This is a genomic window from Citrobacter arsenatis (genome assembly GCF_004353845.1).
In the GTDB taxonomy this organism is placed as follows: Bacteria; Pseudomonadota; Gammaproteobacteria; order Enterobacterales; family Enterobacteriaceae; genus Citrobacter; species Citrobacter arsenatis.
Map to the genome: position 1 here is coordinate 2,699,094 of NZ_CP037864.1, position 20,994 is coordinate 2,720,087.

Below are 20,994 nucleotides of genomic sequence, written 5' to 3' on the forward strand. Positions count from 1 at the left end.
CGCCATTAAACGGGCAACACAGCAGATAAAGATAACGGGATTATCGATGAGCACAACCGAGTTGAATTCACTGGATTTATTAACCTTTCCGGTGTGGATTGTTTCGCCACATTCCGAAGAACTGGTGTTCGCTAATATCGTTGCGCGGGAGCTAATGCAAGGGCTCTGTTTTTCTCCACTTCGCAAGGGCATATTTTCAACGCATGCTCAAAATGATTTAACTATGTATCTCAGCGACTTGAGAAATCATCATAGCATTGTGGAAATTCTCACGGTTTATCGCGACAGCGAAAAAATCGCAATGGCCTGTCGCCTGTCGATCAGGACCTTGCCGGATGTGGGTGATGTCATCCTTTTCGAAGGCATTGATACGCCTACTGCCCAAGGTCTGAAAGCGAGCCGTTCAGCCAATTACCAGCGGAAAAAACAGGGATTCTACGCACGCTTCTTCCAGACTAACTCGGCACCAATGCTACTTATCGATCCGTCCCGCGATGGACAAATCGTTGATGCCAATCTCAGTGCACTCAGTTTTTATGGATACAGCCATGATGTGATGTGCCAGAAACATACCTGGGAAATCAACATGCTGGGCCGTCATATACTGCCGGTAATGCATGAAATCGCCCATTTACCTGGCGGCCATAAACCTTTGCATTTTGTCCATAAATTGGCAGACGGCACTTCTCGTCATGTACAAACTTACGCAGGCCCCATCGAAATCTACGGTAATAAACTCATGCTGTGCATTATTCATGACATTACCGAGCAGAAGCGCCTGGAACAGGAGCTGGAGCGTGCGGCCCTGCGTGATGCCTTAACGGGATTACTTAACCGCCGACATTTTTATCAGGTAACCGAACCGGAACAAACGCATGCGATCTCTTTGACGCAAGACTACAGCCTGCTATTGATCGATACCGATCGTTTTAAAAGCATTAACGATCTCTTTGGCCATTTAAAAGGTGATGAGGTGCTCTGCGCTCTGGCGCGCGCGCTGGAATCCTGCGCAAGAAAGGACGATCTTATTTTCCGTTGGGGAGGTGAAGAGTTTGTGCTGCTGCTGCCGCGAACCTCGCTGGATGTCGCCCTCAATCTTGCCGAAACGGTCCGCGCAACGGTAGCCAAGGTTACTCTCCCAGGCCTTCCCCGATTTACCGTCAGCATTGGCGTTGCCCGGCACGAACCGAACGAAAGTATTGATGAGTTATTCAAACGTGTGGACGACGCGTTGTACAAAGCCAAGAATGAAGGCAGGAACAGAGTGCTGGCCGCCTGATGTTAACTTTGTCAGCGACTACGCTTAGCGTGACGCTCCCAGTTTTCCTGTTTTGCCTGCGCGGTTTTACGTAATGCCACATAGCATGCCCCGCTGCCGCCGTGATGCGGCAACGCGGTGCAGTAGGCCTGTACATCGTCAAATTCCGTCAGCCAACGCGCCACATAGCTGCGAACAATATTCGCGTGGGAATTATCCTCCCGCCCCTTACCGTGTATCACCAGCACGTTACGTAACCCATCCTGCTGTGCCTGCAGAATAAAACTGAATAGCATCTGACGGCATGTTTCTACGGGCTGACGGATGAGATTAAGGCTCGCCTGCTGCGGATATTTTCCGGTTCTCAGTTTGTCAGTCACACCGTGCTGCAAACCTTCGCGACGAAACTCCAGCGGTTCGCTCAACGGAACAATATCGAGAAACCCTGTCGAGAGAAAGTTGTCCAGTTGAAGCGTGTCGATACGCGCCGGAGTACGGACATTGCGCGTTGGCTGCCAGTGAACATCGGCGCAGCCCTTAAGCGGTTGAACATCCCCCATAGCATCAAGAAACAGTGAAGCATCATCAAGGTTCATGTTTCATCCTCCAGCGAATTACGACGAACGTTATCATAACCGCGCACTATTATACCGACAACGGTTTACGATTATTTCCAGTAATTCACCGGGTTCGCTCCGTTGAAAAGATCTACTCACATCATGAAGATATCCGTTTTTAGGGGTATAGCTGCGACTGTCGCTGGCGTGATAATGTGTTAGCTCGCCTGAATGCTGTAATGAGAGAAACGGATGCTTAACTTACTGGAAGACACTATAGACACGCCACTGGGCCCGTTGTGGGTTATTTGTGATGAGCAATTTCGCCTGCGCGCGGTGGAATGGGATCAATACAGCGACCGCATGGAACAATTGCTGGATATCCATTATCGTGCAGAGGGTTATCAGCGCATTGCCGCCAAAAACCCTGGTGGATTAAGCACTAAACTGTCGGAGTATTTTGCCGGGAACCTCAGCATTATTGACACGCTGGAAACGGCAACTGCGGGTACACCTTTCCAGCGTGAAGTCTGGAAAGCTTTACGCACTATCCCCTGCGGACAGGTCATGCATTATGGTCAACTGGCCGAACAGCTGGGACGCCCCAATGCCGCAAGGGCCGTCGGCGCGGCCAATGGTTCCAACCCGGTAAGCATTGTGGTCCCCTGCCATCGCGTTATTGGACGCAACGGCACCATGACCGGATATGCCGGTGGCGTACAACGAAAAGAGTGGTTATTGCGCCACGAAGGCTATTTGCTACTCTAGATTCCAGGCAATTAATGCCTTATTCATCACACTTCCACATAATGCACCCACAGATAAAGTGTGGTTAATCAAATAGATACAAACATCCACCCCAGTTATGCCTGAATTATTCTCTATTGGGAGTAGCTCAGGCTTACGTGCTCACCAAAAAGATGTTAAAATTGACAAATATCAATTACGGCTTGAGCAGACCTATGATCCCGGAAAAGCGAATTATACGGCGCATTCAGTCTGGCGGTTGTGCTATCCATTGCCAGGATTGCAGCATCAGCCAGCTTTGCATCCCGTTCACACTTAACGAGCATGAGCTTGACCAGCTCGATAACATCATCGAGCGCAAAAAGCCTATCCAAAAGGGGCAAACGCTCTTTAAAGCAGGTGATGAGCTTAAATCACTCTATGCTATCCGCTCCGGAACAATTAAAAGCTATACCATTACCGAACAAGGTGATGAGCAGATTACCGGTTTCCATCTGGCGGGCGATCTGGTCGGTTTTGACGCGATTGGCAGCGGACATCACCCGAGCTTTGCCCAGGCGCTGGAAACCTCAATGGTATGCGAAATTCCTTTCGAAACCCTTGATGATCTGTCCGGCAAAATGCCGAATCTGCGTCAGCAGATGATGCGTCTGATGAGTGGCGAAATCAAAGGCGACCAGGACATGATCCTGCTGTTGTCGAAGAAGAATGCAGAAGAGCGCCTGGCAGCCTTTATCTACAATTTGTCCCGCCGCTTCGCCCAACGTGGATTCTCACCTCGTGAATTCCGCCTGACCATGACCCGTGGCGACATCGGTAACTATCTCGGCCTGACGGTTGAAACCATCAGCCGCCTGCTGGGTCGTTTCCAGAAAAGCGGCATGCTGGCAGTGAAAGGCAAATACATCACTATTGAGAATAGCGACGCGCTGGCAGTTCTTGCTGGCCACACGCGTAACGTTGCGTAATCTTTCCGCAAGCATCTCTGTTATCCTTCTGTCAAATCGCTAAATTTTCCCGATTTATTGATCTGGCAGGAGGTTATCCCCTGTTTCAATCCACATTATTGGGTTACTCTTTTAATTACAAACTGCGATGACAGTTGTAAGGAGACCCTGTATGGCTATGTATAAAAATATGCTGGTCGTTGTCGATCCAAACCAGGACGATCAACCCGCATTACGGCGAGCTGTTTATTTGCATCAACGGATTGGTGGCAAAATTAAAGCCTTTTTGCCGATCTATGACTTTTCCTATGAGATGACTACCCTGCTGTCGCCCGATGAGCGTACGGCAATGCGTCAGGGGGTCATCAGCCAGCGAACTGCGTGGATACGTGAACAAGCGAAATACTATATCGAAGCAGGGATCCCTATTGAGATTAAAGTGGTATGGCACAACCGTCCCTTTGAAGCCATCATCCAGGAAGTCATTAGCGCTCAGCACGACCTGGTCCTCAAAATGGCGCACCAACATGACCGCCTCGAAGCCGTAATTTTCACCCCCACCGACTGGCATTTATTGCGTAAATGCCCAAGTCCGGTATGGATGGTTAAAGACCAGCCATGGCCTGAGGGGGGTAAAGCGCTGGTTGCAGTGAACCTCGCCAGTGAAGAAGCCTATCATAACGCGCTTAATGAAAAATTGGTTAAAGAGACGCTGCAACTGGCAGAACAGGTTAACCATACTGAAGTGCATCTGGTTGGCGCCTACCCTGTTACGCCAATTAACATTGCCATTGAACTGCCAGAATTTGACCCCAGCGTTTATAACGACGCGATCCGTGGACAGCATTTATTGGCTATGAAGGCGTTACGTCAGAAATTCAGTATCGATGAGAAAATGACGCACGTTGAAAAAGGATTACCTGAAGAGGTTATTCCTGATTTAGCCGAGCACTTGCAGGCAGGGATAGTGGTACTGGGCACCGTTGGCCGTACCGGGATTTCTGCTGCGTTTCTTGGTAATACTGCGGAACAGGTTATCGATCATCTACGCTGCGACCTGCTGGTCATCAAGCCGGATGAATATCAGACGCCAGTTGAACTGGATGACGAAGAAGACGATTAACCGCTCAACTCAATGCCGGATGGCGATCTCATCCGGCATTTCAACACTTAGTGCTGCTCTTCGCCACCGAGGAAATAGATACCCAGCGGGATAGCCAACAGAATCGTAAACACCATGCTATAGACACAAATCATTGCCGATTGAATGGCGTACATTGAAGCGGTCCAGTCGGATAGCGGAATGTCATACTGTTCAATAACGCCACCGATCGTCGCTCGCGTCACGACCGACGCTGCGATAATAAACACCCCAAGCAGGCACAACAGAAACTTCCGTCCCTTCGCTGTCTTCAGCTTAGCCATGATCATAGTACTGTCCTTTTGCAGATGAAAATCTTGTTACTTTGCGCTAACAATACCATGACATCTCCTGACTGTCTGCTACATAAACCGCATCCTGGACTGATGTCAGCGCGATTTCGCCGAAAATAGCGCTAATTGCATTATATATCTCTCCTGGTGATTAATGATCTGACCGCCTTAACTGGGTAAAATATTCGATGATGAGGATGTCAGATGATATTTCACTACCACGGAGCTACCTGGAAGAATCATGATCGCTGAACTGTTTATAAATAATGCGTTTAATTTGACGGTAATTCTCAGCAGCTGCGCAGCGCTGGTCCTGATGAGCGTCTGGTATCATCGTGGAGAGCGGCGCTGTAAAGGGTTCATATTTCACGCAGCGCAATTTTTTGTCTATGCCATTATCATCGGAACGTTTGGCAGTATTGCTAATAACGTTATCGAAAGCTACAACCTGAAATTTATCTCCCCCAGCGTGGTCGACTTTATCTGCACCTCATTGATTGCGCTGATCCTGACCACCAAACTCTTTTTGATGATTAATCAGTTTGAAAAAACGCAGATTAATAAAGGCAGAGATATCACCAGCGCGAGGATCCTGTCCCGTATCATCAAGATTACCATCGTGGTTGCTATCATTTTGCTGTATGGCGAGCATTTCGGCATGAGCCTATCTGGCCTGTTGACCTTCGGCGGAATCGGCGGTATCGCTGTGGGTATGGCGGGTAAAGATGTTCTGAGCAATTTTTTCTCTGGCATTATGCTCTATTTCGACAGACCGTTTAGCATCGGCGACTGGATCCGCTCCCCGGACCGCAATATTGAAGGTACGGTAACGGAAATCGGCTGGCGGATGACCAAAATAAAAACCTTCGATCATCGCCCGCTATATGTACCAAACTCGGTTTTCTCTTCCATCAGCGTAGAGAATCCAGGAAGGATGACTAACCGACGTATCAAAACAGTGATCGGGTTACGATATGAAGATGCTGATAAAGTTGGAGCCGTGGTGGAGTCGGTCAGACAAATGCTGCAAAACCATCCGGGTATAGACCAGAAACAAACCCTACTGGTTTATTTTAATGAATTTGCCGATTCATCGCTGAATATCATGGTGTATTGCTTCACGAAAACCACCGTCTGGCAGGAATGGCTCGCGGTACAGCAAGACGTTTATTTGAAGATTATTTCGATTGTCCAGGCAAACGGTGCCGACTTTGCGTTCCCCAGCCAAACGCTGTATATGGATAATCCTGAACAGCAACCATCAGCACACTAACAAAAGAAAAGACGCGGAAATCCGCGTCTTTTTTTGCCCTTATTTCAATAAGGCAATATCAATTACGAAGCGATATTTCACATCGTTTTTCAACATCCGTTGCCAGGCATGGTGAGTATCCTGAATATTGATCACTTCCACATCGGCTGTAATACCGTGCTGGCCGCAGAAATCGATTCCTTCAGGGACCTTCATCACCGGTTTTTAGCTCGCGCGCCGATGATTAGAGGGGGAAAGAAGGACAAACTTATGAACCGTGCTCATTAATAACAAGGGTACAATATATTTCCTGGCGCTTGCGTTAAGCCTTACGCCACGATTTCAATCAGGTTGCCGTCAGGATCGCGTATCACCGCTTCGTAATAGCCATCACCGGTGGTACGTGGGCCAGAAACTAATATCCCCTTTTCTTTTGCACGCATCTCCATAGCATCAACATTTTCGCTACCACCAACGGAAATGGCGAGATGCACCCACCCTGAGGTGTTATTGTCCGGCGTATGTTCTGTCAGCCCGGGCTTAGTCATCAACTCAATCGCAATATCTTCGCCAATGCTGACAAAATAGGATTCAAATCCAGGATTGGTTTTACTACGGTATTTTTCGTTGATCCTGGCGCCAAAGAATGTAACCCAGAACTGAACTTGCTGCTCGAGATCCAATGTCCATAACGCCATATGTGCAACCTTCATCGCTGACCTCTACTTGCTGTAACCAAAAATAGGTTCCCCAAAGGGATGTTGACATCGCGAACCATAATGCACGATCATGATTGTTATTGCTCGATGTTTATTTTATCAGGAGTGTTTATGCTCGATTACGCCGCATTCCCGGAACAGCGCCAGGCGCTTATCTATCAGATCCTGCAGGAAAACGGCAGGGTCATCTGTTCCGAACTTGCCAGCAGGTTAGGCGTTTCTGAACACACAATCCGCCGCGACCTGCATGAACTGAGTAAAGATGGCGTGTGTAAAAAAGTCTACGGCGGTGCGGTCATTGCACTGCCCGAATCCGAAGACATCACCGTGCGCAAGAGTATTAATGTGGTGAAAAAGAGCAACATCGCGCAGCGCTGCGCCCGGCTGGTCAAATCAGGAAGCTGCATTTTTATCGACACCGGCAGTACCAATCTGGCGATGGCTGAAGCCCTGCCCGCAGAGCTGGCGTTAACCGTGGTAACAAACTCTCCGGAAATCGCCGCCGTTTTACTAAAAAAGCCGCTGTTTGAGGTCATTATGCTGGGCGGTATGGTGCAGCGATCTTCAGGAGGCTGTGTCGGGGCCTCCGCTATCGCACAGGTGCAGGGTATTTTATTCGATCAGGGATTTATCGGTGGCTGCGCGATGTCGCCTGAATCCGGCTTAACCGGGTTTGATTACGCAGACTGCGAGTTCAAAAAAGCGGTAATCAGACAGTGCAATGAAACTATCGTCGCGCTGACCGCGGAAAAAATACCGGCCGTTGCCCGTTATGTCGTCACCGAAAGCAGTAATATCGATGTGATTGTCGTCGAGGAAAATATCAGCAAAGAGTATGCCACGGCCTTTCAGGCGCACGACATACGAATTTATACCGTCTGACAGCACACCATGTTTCTTCCTTTACCTTATGGCTCGCCGAAAACTCACTGTGCTAAACGTCGCCCCCGGCGTCAACGCGGTGATTGCTGACAGACGATCCAATCGAATTTTTTGCTGGTTTTCATGGTTCTCTACCAGCAGAAATTCTTCTTTGTCCGCGGTGGTACACGTCGTCAGCGCTTTAGCATCCAAATAAGTGCCATCCGTTAGCTCAATGCGCAAGCAATAGTGGTACATGCAGGCGATTTCCAGATAATCATGAAGATCGCAATCTATCGGGTGATACTTTTCCATCGCTTTCATAACCCCACCTTCGTCACAGCCTTATTTGCTCGGGAAATCGCCAATGCCACTTCCCGAACGAGCCGGCTATTTCAGTGCTTCACAATATACATTGTGCGACTGTAGGCGACATCTTCAGGGTTAGTGATCGGATACCCTTTCAACCACGGTTTAATTAAACGCCCATTGGTATACTGATAAATCGGCGCAATAGGTGCCTGTTCCATCAGAATTTTCTCCGCCGCGTTGTAATCGGCATTGCGCGCTTTCTGCGTATTCTCCAGAGTAGCCTGGGTCAACACTTTGTCGTACGCCGGATTGTTAAAACGGGAGATGTTGCCCGTATGGGTCGAGGTTAACAGCGACAGGAATGTAGAGGGTTCATTGTAGTCACCCACCCACGAAGCGCGGATCACATCAAAATTGCCGGTATTACGGCTATCGATGTAGGTTTTCCACTCCTGGTTTTGCAGTTTTACGTCAACGCCGAGATTTTTCTTCCACATCGACGCGACAGCAATAGCGATCTTCTGATGGTTTTCAGAGGTGTTGTACAGCAGCGTCAGTTTAAGCGGTTTCTGTGGACCATAGCCCGCCGCACGCAGCAGCGTTTTCGCCTGCGCATTCAGTTCTTCCTGACTCATTTGCTCAAACGGTGAAGGTTCCGGCACAAATCCTGCCGTTACATCAGGCGTAAAATGCCATGCGGGCTTTTCACCGGTTCCCAGAACTTTCTCCGCCATCAGACGACGATCGATAGTCATGCTGAGCGCCAGACGCACGCGTGAATCGGCCGTCGGTCCCTTCTGGGTATTGAAGGCATAATAGTAAGTACCAAGCTGCGGCGGAGTGTAAACCTGGCCTGGGATATCCTTCAACAATTTCTGATACATGTTTTTCGGGAAGGACTCGGTAATATCGATATCACCAGCAAGGTAGCGCTTGGTAGCTGCCGATTCCTGGTTTATTGGCAGGAAAGTGACTTTTTGCAGCACCGTTTTGGCGTTGTCCCAATAATGTGTGTTCGGCACAACGTCCAGTTTTTCGTTGACGACGCGATCTTTGAGCACATAGGCGCCGTTACCAATCAGATTACCCGGTTTGGTCCACTCTTTGCCGCTCTCAACGTTGGCTTTTTGTACCGGATAGAACGCGAAGCTCGCCGTCAGATTGGCAAACCAGGGCAACGGTTTATCCAGTTGGACTTTCAATGTACGCGCATCAACCGCGCTAACGCCGAGCTTATCCGGCGTGGCTTTTCCATCGATGATCGCCTGCGCATTATTAATACCCGCCAGGGCAGCAAACCAGGCAAATGGCGACAGCGTTTTCGGATCAACCAGACGCTGCCAGCTATAAACAAAATCCTGCGCCGTTACTGGCGTGCCATCCGCCCATTTTGCATTGTCGCGCAGCGTAAAGGTCCAGATACGGTTATCGTTGCTTTTCCACTGGGTGGCAACACCGGGTACAATCTCGCCCTTCTCATTCTGGTTAACCAGCCCTTCAAACAAATCACGAATAACCTGAATTTCAGGAAGCCCGACGGCCTTTGCCGGATCCAGTGACGCGGGTTCGTCTTTGATATGACGCACCAGCTCTTGCTTTTCTGCCAGTACCGTTCCGCTGGGAACATCAGCAGCCCAGGATAATGAAATGCTGCTTACCAACAGCGCACAACAGGTTACTGAAACAGAATGCTGCATAAAATACCCTCAATTCCGGCTACTAAGTGAATGTGTAATTATTTGTATCGCCAGCAGGAAATGCAATTAACTTCCAACAAGAAAGTGATATTACACCTGAAAAGATAAGTGTGTGAAAACGATTTGATTATCCATACATTTTGCACAACACTGCGAGTAACAATCCAAGCATTCAGAGATGACTATGACCGTTACCCGCCCCCGTGCCGAGCGCGGCGCATTCCCACCAGGAACCGAACATTACGGACGTTCATTGTTAGGCGCGCCACTAATCTGGTTTCCCGCAATAGCAGCCGATCGTGAAAGCGGCCTGATACTGGCAGGAACGCACGGCGACGAAAACGCATCGGTTGTCACTCTTTCCTGCGCATTGCGTACGCTTAACCCTTCCTTACGCCGCCACCATGTGGTACTGGCAGTTAACCCGGATGGTTGTCAACTCGGACTGCGCGCCAATGCCAACGGCGTGGATCTAAACCGTAACTTTCCCGCCGCAAACTGGAAAGCGGGAGAAACGGTGTATCGCTGGAACAGCAGCGCAGAAGAGCGAGATGTGGTGTTGCTGACAGGCGAAAGTCCGGGCTCAGAACCGGAAACCCAGGCGCTGTGCCAACTTATTCACCGAATTCATCCGGCTTGGGTGGTCTCTTTTCACGATCCGCTGGCCTGTATTGAAGATCCCAGACGCAGCGAATTAGGCGCGTGGCTGGCGCAGTCGTTTGAATTGCCCCTCGTTACCAGCGTAGGTTATGAAACGCCCGGCTCTTTTGGAAGCTGGTGCGCAGATCTCAACTTACACTGCATAACCGCAGAATTCCCGCCCATTTCTTCAGATGAAGCAAGCGAGAAATATCTGCTGGCTATGTCCAATCTCCTGCGCTGGCACCCTAGAGATGAAGCTGTCCGGTCGTAAAATGCAGTGCCGGGTCCGCATCGCTGGCAAGCCAGGTAGGACCATCAAGATCGGCATAGCTAACCTGCGGCGTAAGGGGTAACGCCGCGCCGATCGCCCGGGAGGTACACAGCATACAGCCAAGCATTAGTGCAAATCCCTGCTCGCGTGCTTCGGTTGCCAACGCCAGCGCTTCCGTCAGGCCGCCTGTTTTGTCCAGTTTGATATTGACCATTTCATAGCGCCCGTGCAGCGCTTTCAGGCTGCTGCGGGTATGGCAGCTTTCATCCGCGCAGATCGGCAGCGGGTGCACAAAATTCTCCAGCGCGGCATCGTCTTGCGCTGGTAGCGGTTGCTCCAGCATCGCCACACCTAAATCAGCCAGGAGCTGACAGCGTGCCGCAAGGCCTTCTGCCCGCCAGGATTCGTTGGCATCGACAATAATCGTGGCGTCAGGAACAGCCGCACGAATGGCAACCATCCGCTCACTAATCAAGCGAGCATCCAGTTTAACTTTCAGCAGTTTTGCGCCATTTTCCCACAGCGCAGCCGCGCTCGCGGCCATTTGTTCCGGCGAGCCAATCACCACGGTTTGCGCCGTCGTCACCACTTCTCCCAGCTCACTTCCCGCCAGTTCCGCCAGCGACTTCTGCTGTTGACGCGCACTCAGATCCCACAACGCGCAGTCCACGGCATTACGCGCAGCTCCCGCTGGCAGCAGCTTTTGCAGCTCTTCACGTGTTAGTCCGTTTTCCAGTTGCGGGGCAATGCTCATAATTTGCGCCAGCACTGAAGCATCGCTTTCACCGTAGCGCGGGTATGGTGTGCACTCGCCAATACCTGTGACGCCGGTATCTGTCAATTCGACGACAACCACATGCGCTTCGGTCCTGCTCCCACGGGCTATGACAAAGGGAGTGTGCAGCGGCCAGGCTTCCTCATATACCTTAACTGTTCTCATCTGTTTTCCTTAATGCAGTCCCTGAAGCGGATATCCGCAAATAGCGTTTGCTGTGTTAACTGCTGATGGCATAAACTAGCCCTGACGTTAACTATATGTAAACAGGAAGATAACCATGTCACAAACCGTTCATTTCCAGGGCAACCCGGTAGCCGTTGCCGGCTCTATTCCTCAGGCTGGAAGCAAAGCTCAGGCTTTTACCCTTGTGGCTAAAGACCTGTCTGACGTTACGCTGGGCCAGTTCGCAGGCAAGCGCAAAGTGCTGAATATTTTCCCAAGCATCGATACCGGCGTTTGCGCGGCATCGGTACGTAAGTTTAACCAACTGGCGACAGAAATCGACAATACCGTCGTACTGTGCATTTCGGCCGACCTGCCATTCGCCCACTCTCGTTTTTGCGGCGCGGAAGGTCTGAGCAACGTTATCACGCTGTCCACCCTGCGCAACGCAGAATTCCTGAAAAACTACGGCGTTGAAATCGCTGAAGGCCCACTGAAAGGCCTGGCTGCACGTGCCGTGGTCGTTATCGATGAAAACGACAACGTCGTTTTCAGCCAACTGGTCAATGAAATCACCAACGAACCAGACTACACCGCTGCGCTGGACGTACTGAAAGCGTAAGCTGCGTCTGCATACAAAAATGCCTCCGCATGGAGTAATGCCGATCATTTAACGACGAGCAATAGTTGTAACTATACCTAAGAGCGGCATATCCGGAGGTAATGAATTTGTTGCCCCCGGTATTTGTTACGTTCACCTTATGTTTTTCACTTCTCTGAAACGATTACTCCCAGTGAACGTGTTAAGGGTACTATCGCCGTACCCTTAACAATCCCGACTCCCGGCGGGAAAATTGTTGCTGCGCAATACCCTCCGCTTATTCCTCCAGGCTACCGGGCCGGGCGCGAGGTAGCGTCCTTGCAAAGCGCGCCCTGAGCCAGCATCCATGCTGGCTCTCCCGGCCTTACGGAAAGACGTCGGCAATTTTCAGCCGGACCAGCCCACACCTGACCATCTGCGTTTTTTGTTTAAACAGCAAAACGGAGTTCACTGGAAGTCAGAGCATTGAAGCGATGACCCCGGTTCGGCTGAAAATCGATGAGGCGTTGACGGCTGACCGGGGCTGCCCGCAGGGATGCGGGCAGAGGGGATGGCCTGCACGGATGCAGGCTCGGCCCCGACCCGACAGGCAGACGGCATAAGACGAATAACTCGCGCAGCGACGATTTTCCCGCCGGGAGCCTGGGTTGCAAGGGAGGCGGCGGTGAGCCTCCCTTGCACGTTCACGGGTACCTGTGCTTCAGAAAAGTGAAAAGCTGAAGTGAACGGAACCCTGAGTAGGAGTCACATGTTCTCCATAATGCTTAACTGACAAGCATTACTCCGAATGGAGGCATTTTCATTTACGACATTACTCTTCGCTTTTTTTCTGTTGGCTCAAACCATATTCGCGAAGTTTATTGGCGATCGCAGTATGTGAAACACCAAGCCGTTTGGCCAGTTTACGCGTGCTGGGATAGTTCATATACAGTTGCGTCAGCACAGAGCGTTCAAAGCGGCTGGTAATCTCATCCAGCGACCCTTCCATCACCTCTTCTCCGACCGCAACCGTTGCCGCATCGTAATCCGGCAGTAAAATATCCTGCGGCCGCAGCTCATAACCTTCAAGCTGAGTCAGCGCCCGATAAATAGCATTTTTAAGCTGACGCACGTTGCCCGGCCAACCGTAGCGGGTTAACACCGTGCTGAGGTCGGCGGACAGCTTCGGACGCGGCACGCCCTGCTCGTCGGCGAAGCGCGCCACAAACAGTTCGGTAAGCGGCATAATATCCTGCGGGCAATCGCGCAGCGGTGGCAGGTTTAGCGTCAGTACATTCAGCCGATAATAGAGGTCTTCACGGAAAAGTCCTTTTTGTACCAGCTCCACAAGGTTCTTTTGCGTTGCACAAATCACGCGAACATCAACATGCACTTCGTGATCTTCTCCCACACGCCGGAACGTGCCGTCATTGAGAAAACGCAGCAACTTGGTCTGCATACGCGGCGACATTTCGCCAATTTCATCTAACAGAACCGAACCACCATTCGCCTGCTCAAAGAAGCCTTTTTTGCCTTCCGGTGCATGGCCAAACAGTTCGCTTTCGACCGCATCTTCAGGAATTGACGCGCAGTTCAGCGCCAAATACGGCTTCGACGCGCGCGGACTTGCCAGGTGGCAGGCATGAGCAAAGAGATCTTTGCCGGTACCGGTATTACCGGTTATCAGCAGCGGCGCGCTCAGTGTCGCCAGCTTACGCGCCTGCTCCACCACGTGTTTCATTTTGGCACTGACGGCAATAATCTGGCTAAATGCGCTCAGATCCTGGGTCGTCATATTTTGCAACTGACGTCCCATCCGCAGGGTGGAACGTAGCATGACAACGGCCCCGGTCAGCATCTGCTCCTGATTTTCACCCTGCAAATGGACCGGCGTAATTTCCATCAGGAAATTCTGTCCGTTAATGACGACATGTTCGCTATGGGAATCCTGTGGATTGCTTTCGAGCCAGCGCTGAAAGTTAAACCCGTTGATTAACTGGGCGGCGGTATGATTGCGCATCCGATCCTGAGTGTGCGCGAAAAGCTGACAACTCGCAGGGTTCGCCATCTCGATTTTGCTTTTCATGTCCAGAGAAAGGACCGGTTCTGGCAATGCCTCAAGCAGCGCGCTCAGCGCAAGATGTTCACGCTCGGAGGGCATCCAGGGCACGGTACGCACATCCGTAACCCCTGAGATACGGCGGATTTCAGCCATCAGGCTGCTGAAGTTAGTGAACTCCAGTTCCGCAAAATTGAGGTAAATTCGCCCGATGGGGTCAATCTCGATACCGCGCAAATCAATGCCTCTCAGCACCAGTAAATCGAGCAATTCGCGGGTCAGACCAAGTCGGTCTTCACAAAAGACTTCCAAACGCATAGGAACCTTCACCTGGACAAGGGATTATATGTTAAATGATAAGACAGTATTTCGTTTGCAGGAAGAACTCTGTCAACAAATATTGACAGCTCGATGGAAAATTGGGCGCCAGGACGTAAAGTTAAACAACTGACGCCCAATTTTTAGCTAACTTTCGCGTGGAGATTTGTTCTTTTGTAAGGTTTCCTTCACCTGACCAATTAATTGACGGCGAAAATCGCCCAGTCGTGGCTTATCGTCATCGATCCACGGTAGCGGTCGGCACAGTTCCATGGCTTTAATGCCCAGTCGCGCAGTTAATAACCCCGCGCCAATGCCCTGTGCGGCACGCGTTGATAAGCGGGCGGCTAAATCCTGCGACATCCAGTCCATTCCCACTTCCCGCACCAGTTCACTGGCCCCGGCAAAAGCAATATTCAGCAGTACCAGACGGAACAAGCGCAGGCGGCTGTAATAACCAAGTTCAATGCCATACAGCGATGCAATGCGATTAATCAGCCGCAAATTGCGCCAGGCGATAAACGCCATATCCACCAGCGCCAGTGGGCTGACGGCAATCATCAGCGTCGACTCCGCCGCTGAACGGCTAATCTCACGTCGGGCCTGCGCATCCAGCACCGGCTGCACAAGATGGGCATACAGGCTGACCACTTCGCGATCGTTCTGCGTTTCATGAATTGAGGCATACCAACGCTGTAGCGCCGGATGGGACTGATCGATACCCGCCTGCTGCGCCAGCTTTTCACAAAATGCACGACCTTTTCCGGTTCCATGGCTGTGGAGCAGATCTCGTGCTTCGTCACGCTCGTGCGCGCGCTGGCGTAAGCGCCACAACCGACGCCACTCGGTCGCAACCGATCCAACGCCCGCACCGATAATCAATGCGCCAGCGGCACATCCTCCCAGCGCGACCCAGTCCTGAGTCTGCCAGGCGTTCATGGTCCACTGCACACCCTGCGCGACAACGCTCGCGCCAAACAGCGCCAGCCCACCCATCACCATCTTACGCCACAGACTGCGTTTAGGGCGTAAGGCCGCATCAATGACAGCCTCCGCCTGACCTTCGTCTTCCAGTGGTTCATCCACTTTCGCCGGAGAAAAAGTCTGCGCCTCCGTCTCATTGAACATCTGCTGCGCTTTAAACGCCGCGTTTTGTTCCACCTCCAGCGGACCTGAGAAATCGATACGCGGTTTTAACGGCTCGCTCATCGCAATTTATCTCCTATTAAAAACTCCAGCGCGGCATCAAGACGAATATGCGGTAAGGGTTTATCAACATCCATAACCTGTGGGCGAAATGCCTCAAACTGGAAGCCCTGGCTGTCCCAGAATGCTTGTCCCGGTAGTCGTGCGGGCACTTCTCCCGGATAAACGGTTAACGGTTCGCCATCGCTCAGGCGATTGCCACGCAGCGCCGGAATTTTTTCGCCCTTCACATCGATCAGGCCGCTGGTGGTTGCCTGCACCGATGCCAGACCCAGACAATCCATGCTGATACCTTCGAACGCAGCGTTTTGCCAGGCGTCCTGGATTAATTGCTGCAATAACGACACCATATTGGCGTGCTGGTCGACCGTGACGTGGTCGGCTTTGGTGGCGGCAAAAAGCAGTTTGTCGATCACCGGAGAAAACAGCCGACGAAACAGCGTGCGCTGTCCGTAATGGAAGCTTTGCATCAGTTGGGTGAGCGCCAGACGCATGTCGTTAAACGCCTGTGGCCCGCTGTTGAGCGGCTGCAGGCAATCGACAAGTACAATCTGGCGGTCAAAGCGCAGGAAGTGATTCTTATAAAATCCCTTCACGACTTTTTCACAGTAATAGTTAAACCTGTCGCGCAGCATGCCCGCGTTGGTGTGTTTGTCTGCCTGCGCCAGCTTCGATTCACCATAAGCATCAACGTCCGGCCACGGGAAGAATTGCAGCGCAGGCGCGCCTGCCATATCCCCGGGCAGGACAAAACGCCCCGGCTGAATAAAATGCAGCCCCTGCTGTTTGCATTGGTGCAAATATTCCGTCCAGGCAGCAGCGATCTCCGCCAGACGATTCTCATCAGCAGGTGCCAGCGGATCCAGCCCCTGGCATAACTGCCGCCATTTTGCCGACCATTCGCCTCGCTGCCCCTGTAATAAACCGGTCATTTGCCGCGACCAGCTTAGATAATCCTGGGCGAGCATCGGCAAATCGAGCAGCCACTCCCCCGGATAATCGACGATTTCCAGGTACAACGTGGAGGTATCTTTAAAGTGACGCAGTAAAGAGTCATTGGATTTGTAGCGCAGCGCGAGGCGTATTTCACTCACACCACGCGTCGGCGTCGGCCAGGTCGGCGGAGAGCCATACAACTGCGCCAGTCCCTCATCATAGGTAAAGCGAGGAATACCAAAATCGCGTTGTGGAACTCGTTTGACACCGAGCAAACGCTCTTCGCGCACGCAACTGAGCAACGGCAAACGCGCACCCGCATGAATATTGAGTAACTGGTTTACCATTGCGGTGATAAACGCCGTCTTACCGCTACGACTAAGTCCGGTGACAGCCAGGCGCAAATGCCGGTCTACGCCGCGATTAACCAGCGAATTGAGTTCATTTTTAAGTCGCTTCATCGCCATCCCGTTTTGCTGAAGGAACCGAAGAAATTATAACAAACAGGAAGTAAAGATAGGGGTCAATTCTTACTTATCAACTACCTGAGCTGTATCAGGCGGCATTAATCTTACCGCCTGTAGCAGAATGAATGCGGGAAGTTTATTTATTCTCTACTTTGGGAAGCGCTATCTGATTGATGCCACCTTCGTTGGTCACCTGCGTGTAGCCCATTTCAGTTAACATATCCTTCGCCTGCCCTGATTGACGTCCGGAGTTGCAGTACAGCTTCACCGTGTCGTTCTTATCAGGAACTTCAGCGGCGATACGCGCCTTCATCTCTTTTAACGGAATGTTGACGGCCCCCTGAATATGCTGCTGTTGGTACTGTTCAGGAACGCGAACATCAATCCAATGCTCGGCAGCATAAACCGGCATGCCGATGACCAGTGCCAACGCTAATACGCCTTTTTTCAACATAATATCTTCCCGACTGATTGTTGGATTTAACCACCACACTATACGCCAGTTCTTAAGAAAATATTGCGACTGCATTATCACCGTCTGCACCCGTGGACGTATTGTTCATCAGGCGACACAAAGTGCGGTTAGCCTTTTGATTTTCTTGCCCGCATTCCGAGATTGTTGTCATTCGCCAATTAACTCCATAATATGTCCGCCATTGACTCTCGGACGGAGCTTGGGATCTATGTCTCCTACCATTTATGATATTGCACGAGCCGCTGGCGTATCAAAATCCACGGTATCGCGCGTGCTTAATAAGCAAACCAACATCTCGCCGGAAGCGCTTGAAAAGGTGCTGCGCGCTATTGATGAGTTACAGTATCAGCCCAATAAACTTGCTCGTGCGCTTACCTCCTCCGGGTTTGATGCAATAATGGTGATATCTACCCGTTCTGCGAAAACAACCGCCGGTAATCCGTTTTTCTCTGAAGTGCTGCATGCAATTACTGCCAAGGCTGAAGAGGTCGGTTTTGATGTCATATTACAGACGTCACGAAGTACTGAAGATGACTTACAAAAATGTGAGAGCAAAATTAAGCAGAAATTGATCAAAGGGATCATTATGCTGAGCTCTCCTGCCGATGAGTCATTTTTTTCGCGGTTGGATAAATACAACGTTCCGGTCGTCGTTATTGGTAAAGTCGAAGGTGAATACGCTAATGTCTACTCTGTAGACACCGATAACTATCGCGACAGCATCACGCTGACAAATGCGCTTATTGAGAGTGGCCATCGTAATATAGCCTGTTTGCATGCGCCGCTTGATGTTCATGTTTCTATCGATCGCGTTAACGGTTATAAAACCAGCCTTCAGGCGCATAAGATTAAAATGCGCGAGGAGTGGATTATTGACGGGGGTTATACCCATGAAACGGCCCTGCTTGCTTCACGAAAATTACTGAGTCAACAACCGTTACCCGATGCCGTTTTTGCCACCGACAGTTTAAAAATAATGAGCCTATATCGCGTGGCGGCTGAGAAAAATATCACCATCCCGCAACAACTTGCCGTTGTTGGCTATAGTAATGAGCTGTTGTCTTTTATGCTCACGCCCGTTCCTGGCGGTATTGATGTGCCTACTCAGCAACTGGGTGAGCAAAGCTGTAATTTATTATTTAACCTGATTGCGGGTGAGAAAGGATTACAAAATATCACGGTCAGCACGCAAATATCGCTGGCTGACTCGCTGGTGTAAAAACTGGGGCATATAATGCCCCAGCCTATTTTAGAATGCGTAGTTCACGCCTATACCAGCATAATGGAATCTGTCGCTTTCGCCTTCATCGTGATCTTCCCACTCATAGGCATACTCCAGTGACATTGATAAACCGTTCTGGAAATCATATGCATACAGTAACCCGAGACGATTGAAATCATGACCTTCACGTGCCGGGTCATCCTGCCAGTCCCAGTTTGACCAGCGATCAAGCCCCAGGCGGGTATACGGCGTCAGGGTAGTATTGCCGAAAGACAGTGGCAAATAAGCACGAATTTCCTGAGTTGAGAACTCACCATTATTACGTGAATCAGCCAGATTAAAGCCGCGCTCAAGGTAATAGTTGACCGTTAAGCCCACCGTTTCGTTAAACGTATAATTCAGCCCGCTCTCGCTTTCGACACGACTATCGGAGTAGCCGGTGGTGCTCAAATCATTTACGAACTGATACATCGCCAGCCAACCGCTAAAGCGCAGGTCGTCGGTCAGTTTTACATCCCAGTCCGGCTGAACTTTCCAGCGCTGCATATTGGCGGTATCTTTTCCCGGTTCATTGACATAGTGATAACCGTAATTACGGAAACCACCGGTCAGGCCGAAATTAACATCTTCGCTTTCCAGAAATTGATAGCGAACTTCCAGTTCCGGGCGATCAAACCAGGTTCCACGTTTACCCTCGCTGTAATCAACCGGTCCTTCCTGATAATAGGCCAGCGATATTTTCCACGGTCCATTGGAGGCATTGAAATAGACTGACGGCTCCGCCAGTCCATCCATATCTTCGCCCTGACCTTCAACGTTTTCTATTTCGTACATAGCACCGATATTAAAGTGCCAGTCATTCTTTTCAGCGGCCTGCGCACAGGCCAATCCTGCGCTCATCATCAGCGCAGTAGCGGACAGTAGGGTTTTCATTATTATTCCTTGTTAAAATACTCGCAAAAATGCCCCAAGGCTTGGGGGATTGTTATCCCCCCGGAATTTTATTGAATAGCCACTTCAGTTTCAGCATCAAAGAAATGGCATTTCGCCATATCAAAATAAATAGTGATGTTCTCTCCTGCGTGATAATCATTCACTGCCCCAGCACGGACCACTAACTCATGCCCCCCAACAATGGTATAAAGCATAAATTCAGCGCCGGTTAATTCTGCAACGCTAATTTTTGCCGATACACTATTTTCATTATTAAGCTGCGGATGTATATCTTCAGGACGAATTCCCAGCGTGACCGCCTGATGTTCATAACCCTGCGCTTTTAATTGTGCTAATTTATTTTCTGGAATCGTTAATTTCAGTGTTTCAGTAACAAATTTATTACCGTCAATCGCGCCACGAATAAAATTCATAGCTGGCGAGCCAATAAATCCGGCGACGAACATATTTGCCGGGTGATTATAAACCGTTTTCGGCGCACCGACCTGTTGAACAATACCATCCTTCATAATCACAATACGCGTCGCCATGGTCATGGCTTCGGTTTGATCGTGGGTAACATATATCATGGTGGTATTGAGTTTCTGATGCAGTTTGCTGATTTCAGCCCGCATCTGAACGCGAAGTTTGGCATCGAGGTTCGATAAGGGCTCATCCATCAGAAACACCCCTGCCTCACGAACAATCGCACGCCCTAACGCCACGCGCTGACGCTGACCACCAGATAACGCGCCGGGTTTACGTTGCAGATAATCGCGCAGGCCAAGGATTTGCGCCGCCCAGTTGACGCGTTCCTCAATTACGGCAGGATCAATTTTCTGCATCTTCAGGCCAAACGCCATGTTGTCATAGACGGTCATGTGCGGGTACAACGCGTAGTTCTGGAAAACCATCGCAATGTTGCGCGATTTCGCCGGCACATCGTTCATCCGTTTACCGTCGATCAGCAGATCGCCGCCGCTGATCTCCTCCAGACCGGCGATCATACGCAACGTTGTTGACTTCCCGCAGCCGGAAGGTCCAACAAAAACAATAAACTCTTTGTCTTCGATTTCCAGATTGAAGTCTTTAACGACGTGTACCTGGTTGTCGTAAATTTTTTGAATGTGTTGCAACGAAAGCTGTGCCATGTTGAATCCT

At 50.5% G+C, this 20,994-nt stretch carries 21 protein-coding genes and 1 pseudogene; 9 read left to right on the forward strand and 13 right to left on the reverse strand.

Translation table 11 applies throughout. The features are described from left to right. The first annotated feature begins 46 nt into the window (after window positions 1-46). Window positions 47-1,279, forward strand: coding sequence for a GGDEF domain-containing protein (locus tag E1B03_RS14000; RefSeq protein WP_103770706.1), 1,233 nt, complete (start codon window positions 47-49; stop codon window positions 1,277-1,279). Window positions 1,280-1,290: 11 nt separating this feature from the next. Here the strand turns inward: E1B03_RS14000 and smrA are convergent, their stop codons facing one another. Further along, on the reverse strand, window positions 1,291-1,854 hold the full coding sequence (gene smrA / locus E1B03_RS14005) for a DNA endonuclease SmrA (protein WP_103770707.1): 564 nt from the start codon (window positions 1,852-1,854) through the stop codon (window positions 1,291-1,293). A 213-nt stretch (window positions 1,855-2,067) separates the two neighbouring features. Here smrA and ogt point away from each other — a divergent pair, with 213 nt between their 5' ends. The 3 genes from ogt (at window position 2,068) to uspE (ending at window position 4,632) form a co-directional block, all read left to right on the forward strand. Beyond that, complete coding sequence (gene ogt / locus E1B03_RS14010; RefSeq protein ID WP_133086427.1) at window positions 2,068-2,583, forward strand: methylated-DNA--[protein]-cysteine S-methyltransferase; 516 nt, start codon at window positions 2,068-2,070, stop codon at window positions 2,581-2,583. A gap of 194 nt (window positions 2,584-2,777) precedes the next feature. Continuing rightward, window positions 2,778-3,530 (forward strand): fumarate/nitrate reduction transcriptional regulator Fnr, encoded by a 753-nt coding sequence (fnr, locus tag E1B03_RS14015; protein WP_003020397.1) that lies wholly within the window; start codon window positions 2,778-2,780, stop codon window positions 3,528-3,530. A gap of 151 nt (window positions 3,531-3,681) precedes the next feature. Further along, entirely contained in the window at window positions 3,682-4,632 is a 951-nt protein-coding gene (gene uspE, locus E1B03_RS14020; RefSeq protein WP_133086428.1) for a universal stress protein UspE, read from the forward strand. A 47-nt stretch (window positions 4,633-4,679) separates the two neighbouring features. On the opposite strand, the gene E1B03_RS14025 is transcribed toward uspE, so the two are convergent. Then, entirely contained in the window at window positions 4,680-4,940 is a 261-nt protein-coding gene (locus E1B03_RS14025) for a DUF2534 family protein (protein WP_003020403.1), read from the reverse strand. 244 nt (window positions 4,941-5,184) lie between these two features. On the opposite strand from E1B03_RS14025, the gene E1B03_RS14030 reads away from it, so the two are divergent. Then, window positions 5,185-6,216 (forward strand): mechanosensitive ion channel family protein, encoded by a 1,032-nt coding sequence (locus tag E1B03_RS14030; protein WP_103770710.1) that lies wholly within the window; start codon window positions 5,185-5,187, stop codon window positions 6,214-6,216. Between the two features lie 39 nt (window positions 6,217-6,255). Here E1B03_RS14030 and E1B03_RS14035 read toward each other — a convergent pair. Both E1B03_RS14035 and E1B03_RS14040 read right to left on the reverse strand, forming a co-directional pair. Then, window positions 6,256-6,399 (reverse strand): annotated as a pseudogene (locus tag E1B03_RS14035) (NAD(P)-dependent alcohol dehydrogenase); the annotation flags it as partial. 125 nt (window positions 6,400-6,524) lie between these two features. Next, window positions 6,525-6,908 (reverse strand): VOC family protein, encoded by a 384-nt coding sequence (locus E1B03_RS14040; protein ID WP_133086429.1) that lies wholly within the window; start codon window positions 6,906-6,908, stop codon window positions 6,525-6,527. Window positions 6,909-7,025: 117 nt separating this feature from the next. Here E1B03_RS14040 and E1B03_RS14045 point away from each other — a divergent pair, with 117 nt between their 5' ends. Continuing rightward, window positions 7,026-7,796 (forward strand): DeoR/GlpR family DNA-binding transcription regulator, encoded by a 771-nt coding sequence (locus E1B03_RS14045; RefSeq protein WP_103770712.1) that lies wholly within the window; start codon window positions 7,026-7,028, stop codon window positions 7,794-7,796. 21 nt (window positions 7,797-7,817) lie between these two features. Here E1B03_RS14045 and E1B03_RS14050 read toward each other — a convergent pair whose 3' ends face one another. Both E1B03_RS14050 and mppA read right to left on the reverse strand, forming a co-directional pair. Beyond that, window positions 7,818-8,099 (reverse strand): Rho-binding antiterminator, encoded by a 282-nt coding sequence (locus E1B03_RS14050; protein WP_103770713.1) that lies wholly within the window; start codon window positions 8,097-8,099, stop codon window positions 7,818-7,820. A gap of 71 nt (window positions 8,100-8,170) precedes the next feature. Further along, complete coding sequence (mppA, locus tag E1B03_RS14055; RefSeq protein ID WP_103770714.1) at window positions 8,171-9,784, reverse strand: murein tripeptide ABC transporter substrate-binding protein MppA; 1,614 nt, start codon at window positions 9,782-9,784, stop codon at window positions 8,171-8,173. Between the two features lie 184 nt (window positions 9,785-9,968). Between mppA and mpaA the strand changes: the two genes are divergently transcribed. Beyond that, window positions 9,969-10,697 carry a murein tripeptide amidase MpaA gene (gene mpaA / locus E1B03_RS14060; RefSeq protein WP_133086430.1) on the forward strand — a complete coding sequence of 243 codons (729 nt, stop codon included), beginning with the start codon at window positions 9,969-9,971 and terminating at the stop codon, window positions 10,695-10,697. Here the strand turns inward: mpaA and ycjG are convergent. Further along, window positions 10,672-11,637, reverse strand: a complete 966-nt coding sequence (gene ycjG / locus E1B03_RS14065) for an L-Ala-D/L-Glu epimerase (RefSeq protein WP_133086431.1) — start codon at window positions 11,635-11,637, stop codon at window positions 10,672-10,674. The two genes, mpaA and ycjG, sit on opposite strands and share 26 nt — an antisense overlap. Before the next feature lie 115 nt (window positions 11,638-11,752). On the opposite strand from ycjG, the gene tpx reads away from it, so the two are divergent. Further along, the gene (tpx, locus tag E1B03_RS14070) at window positions 11,753-12,259 is read left to right on the forward strand and encodes a thiol peroxidase (RefSeq protein ID WP_003020437.1); all 507 of its coding nucleotides are present in this window, start codon (window positions 11,753-11,755) and stop codon (window positions 12,257-12,259) included. Window positions 12,260-13,049: 790 nt separating this feature from the next. Here tpx and tyrR read toward each other — a convergent pair. The 4 genes from tyrR to pspE all read right to left on the reverse strand — a co-directional run bounded on the left by tyrR (window position 13,050) and on the right by pspE (window position 17,657). Beyond that, window positions 13,050-14,594, reverse strand: a complete 1,545-nt coding sequence (gene tyrR, locus E1B03_RS14080; RefSeq protein WP_133086432.1) for a transcriptional regulator TyrR — start codon at window positions 14,592-14,594, stop codon at window positions 13,050-13,052. Window positions 14,595-14,741: 147 nt separating this feature from the next. Beyond that, window positions 14,742-15,803, reverse strand: coding sequence for a YcjF family protein (locus E1B03_RS14085; protein ID WP_133086433.1), 1,062 nt, complete (start codon window positions 15,801-15,803; stop codon window positions 14,742-14,744). Then, window positions 15,800-17,197 carry a YcjX family GTP-binding protein gene (locus E1B03_RS14090; RefSeq protein ID WP_103770855.1) on the reverse strand — a complete coding sequence of 466 codons (1,398 nt, stop codon included), beginning with the start codon at window positions 17,195-17,197 and terminating at the stop codon, window positions 15,800-15,802. Before E1B03_RS14090 ends, E1B03_RS14085 begins: the two co-directional genes overlap by 4 nt. Before the next feature lie 142 nt (window positions 17,198-17,339). Beyond that, complete coding sequence (pspE, locus tag E1B03_RS14095; RefSeq protein ID WP_103770720.1) at window positions 17,340-17,657, reverse strand: thiosulfate sulfurtransferase PspE; 318 nt, start codon at window positions 17,655-17,657, stop codon at window positions 17,340-17,342. A 229-nt stretch (window positions 17,658-17,886) separates the two neighbouring features. Here pspE and E1B03_RS14100 point away from each other — a divergent pair, with 229 nt between their 5' ends. Then, on the forward strand, window positions 17,887-18,897 hold the full coding sequence (locus tag E1B03_RS14100; RefSeq protein ID WP_103770721.1) for a LacI family DNA-binding transcriptional regulator: 1,011 nt from the start codon (window positions 17,887-17,889) through the stop codon (window positions 18,895-18,897). 30 nt (window positions 18,898-18,927) lie between these two features. Here the strand turns inward: E1B03_RS14100 and E1B03_RS14105 are convergent, their stop codons facing one another. Then, window positions 18,928-19,833, reverse strand: coding sequence for an OmpG family monomeric porin (locus E1B03_RS14105; protein WP_103770722.1), 906 nt, complete (start codon window positions 19,831-19,833; stop codon window positions 18,928-18,930). A gap of 68 nt (window positions 19,834-19,901) precedes the next feature. After that, window positions 19,902-20,984 carry an ABC transporter ATP-binding protein gene (locus E1B03_RS14110; protein WP_103770723.1) on the reverse strand — a complete coding sequence of 361 codons (1,083 nt, stop codon included), beginning with the start codon at window positions 20,982-20,984 and terminating at the stop codon, window positions 19,902-19,904. Between the last annotated feature and the right edge of the window lie 10 nt (window positions 20,985-20,994).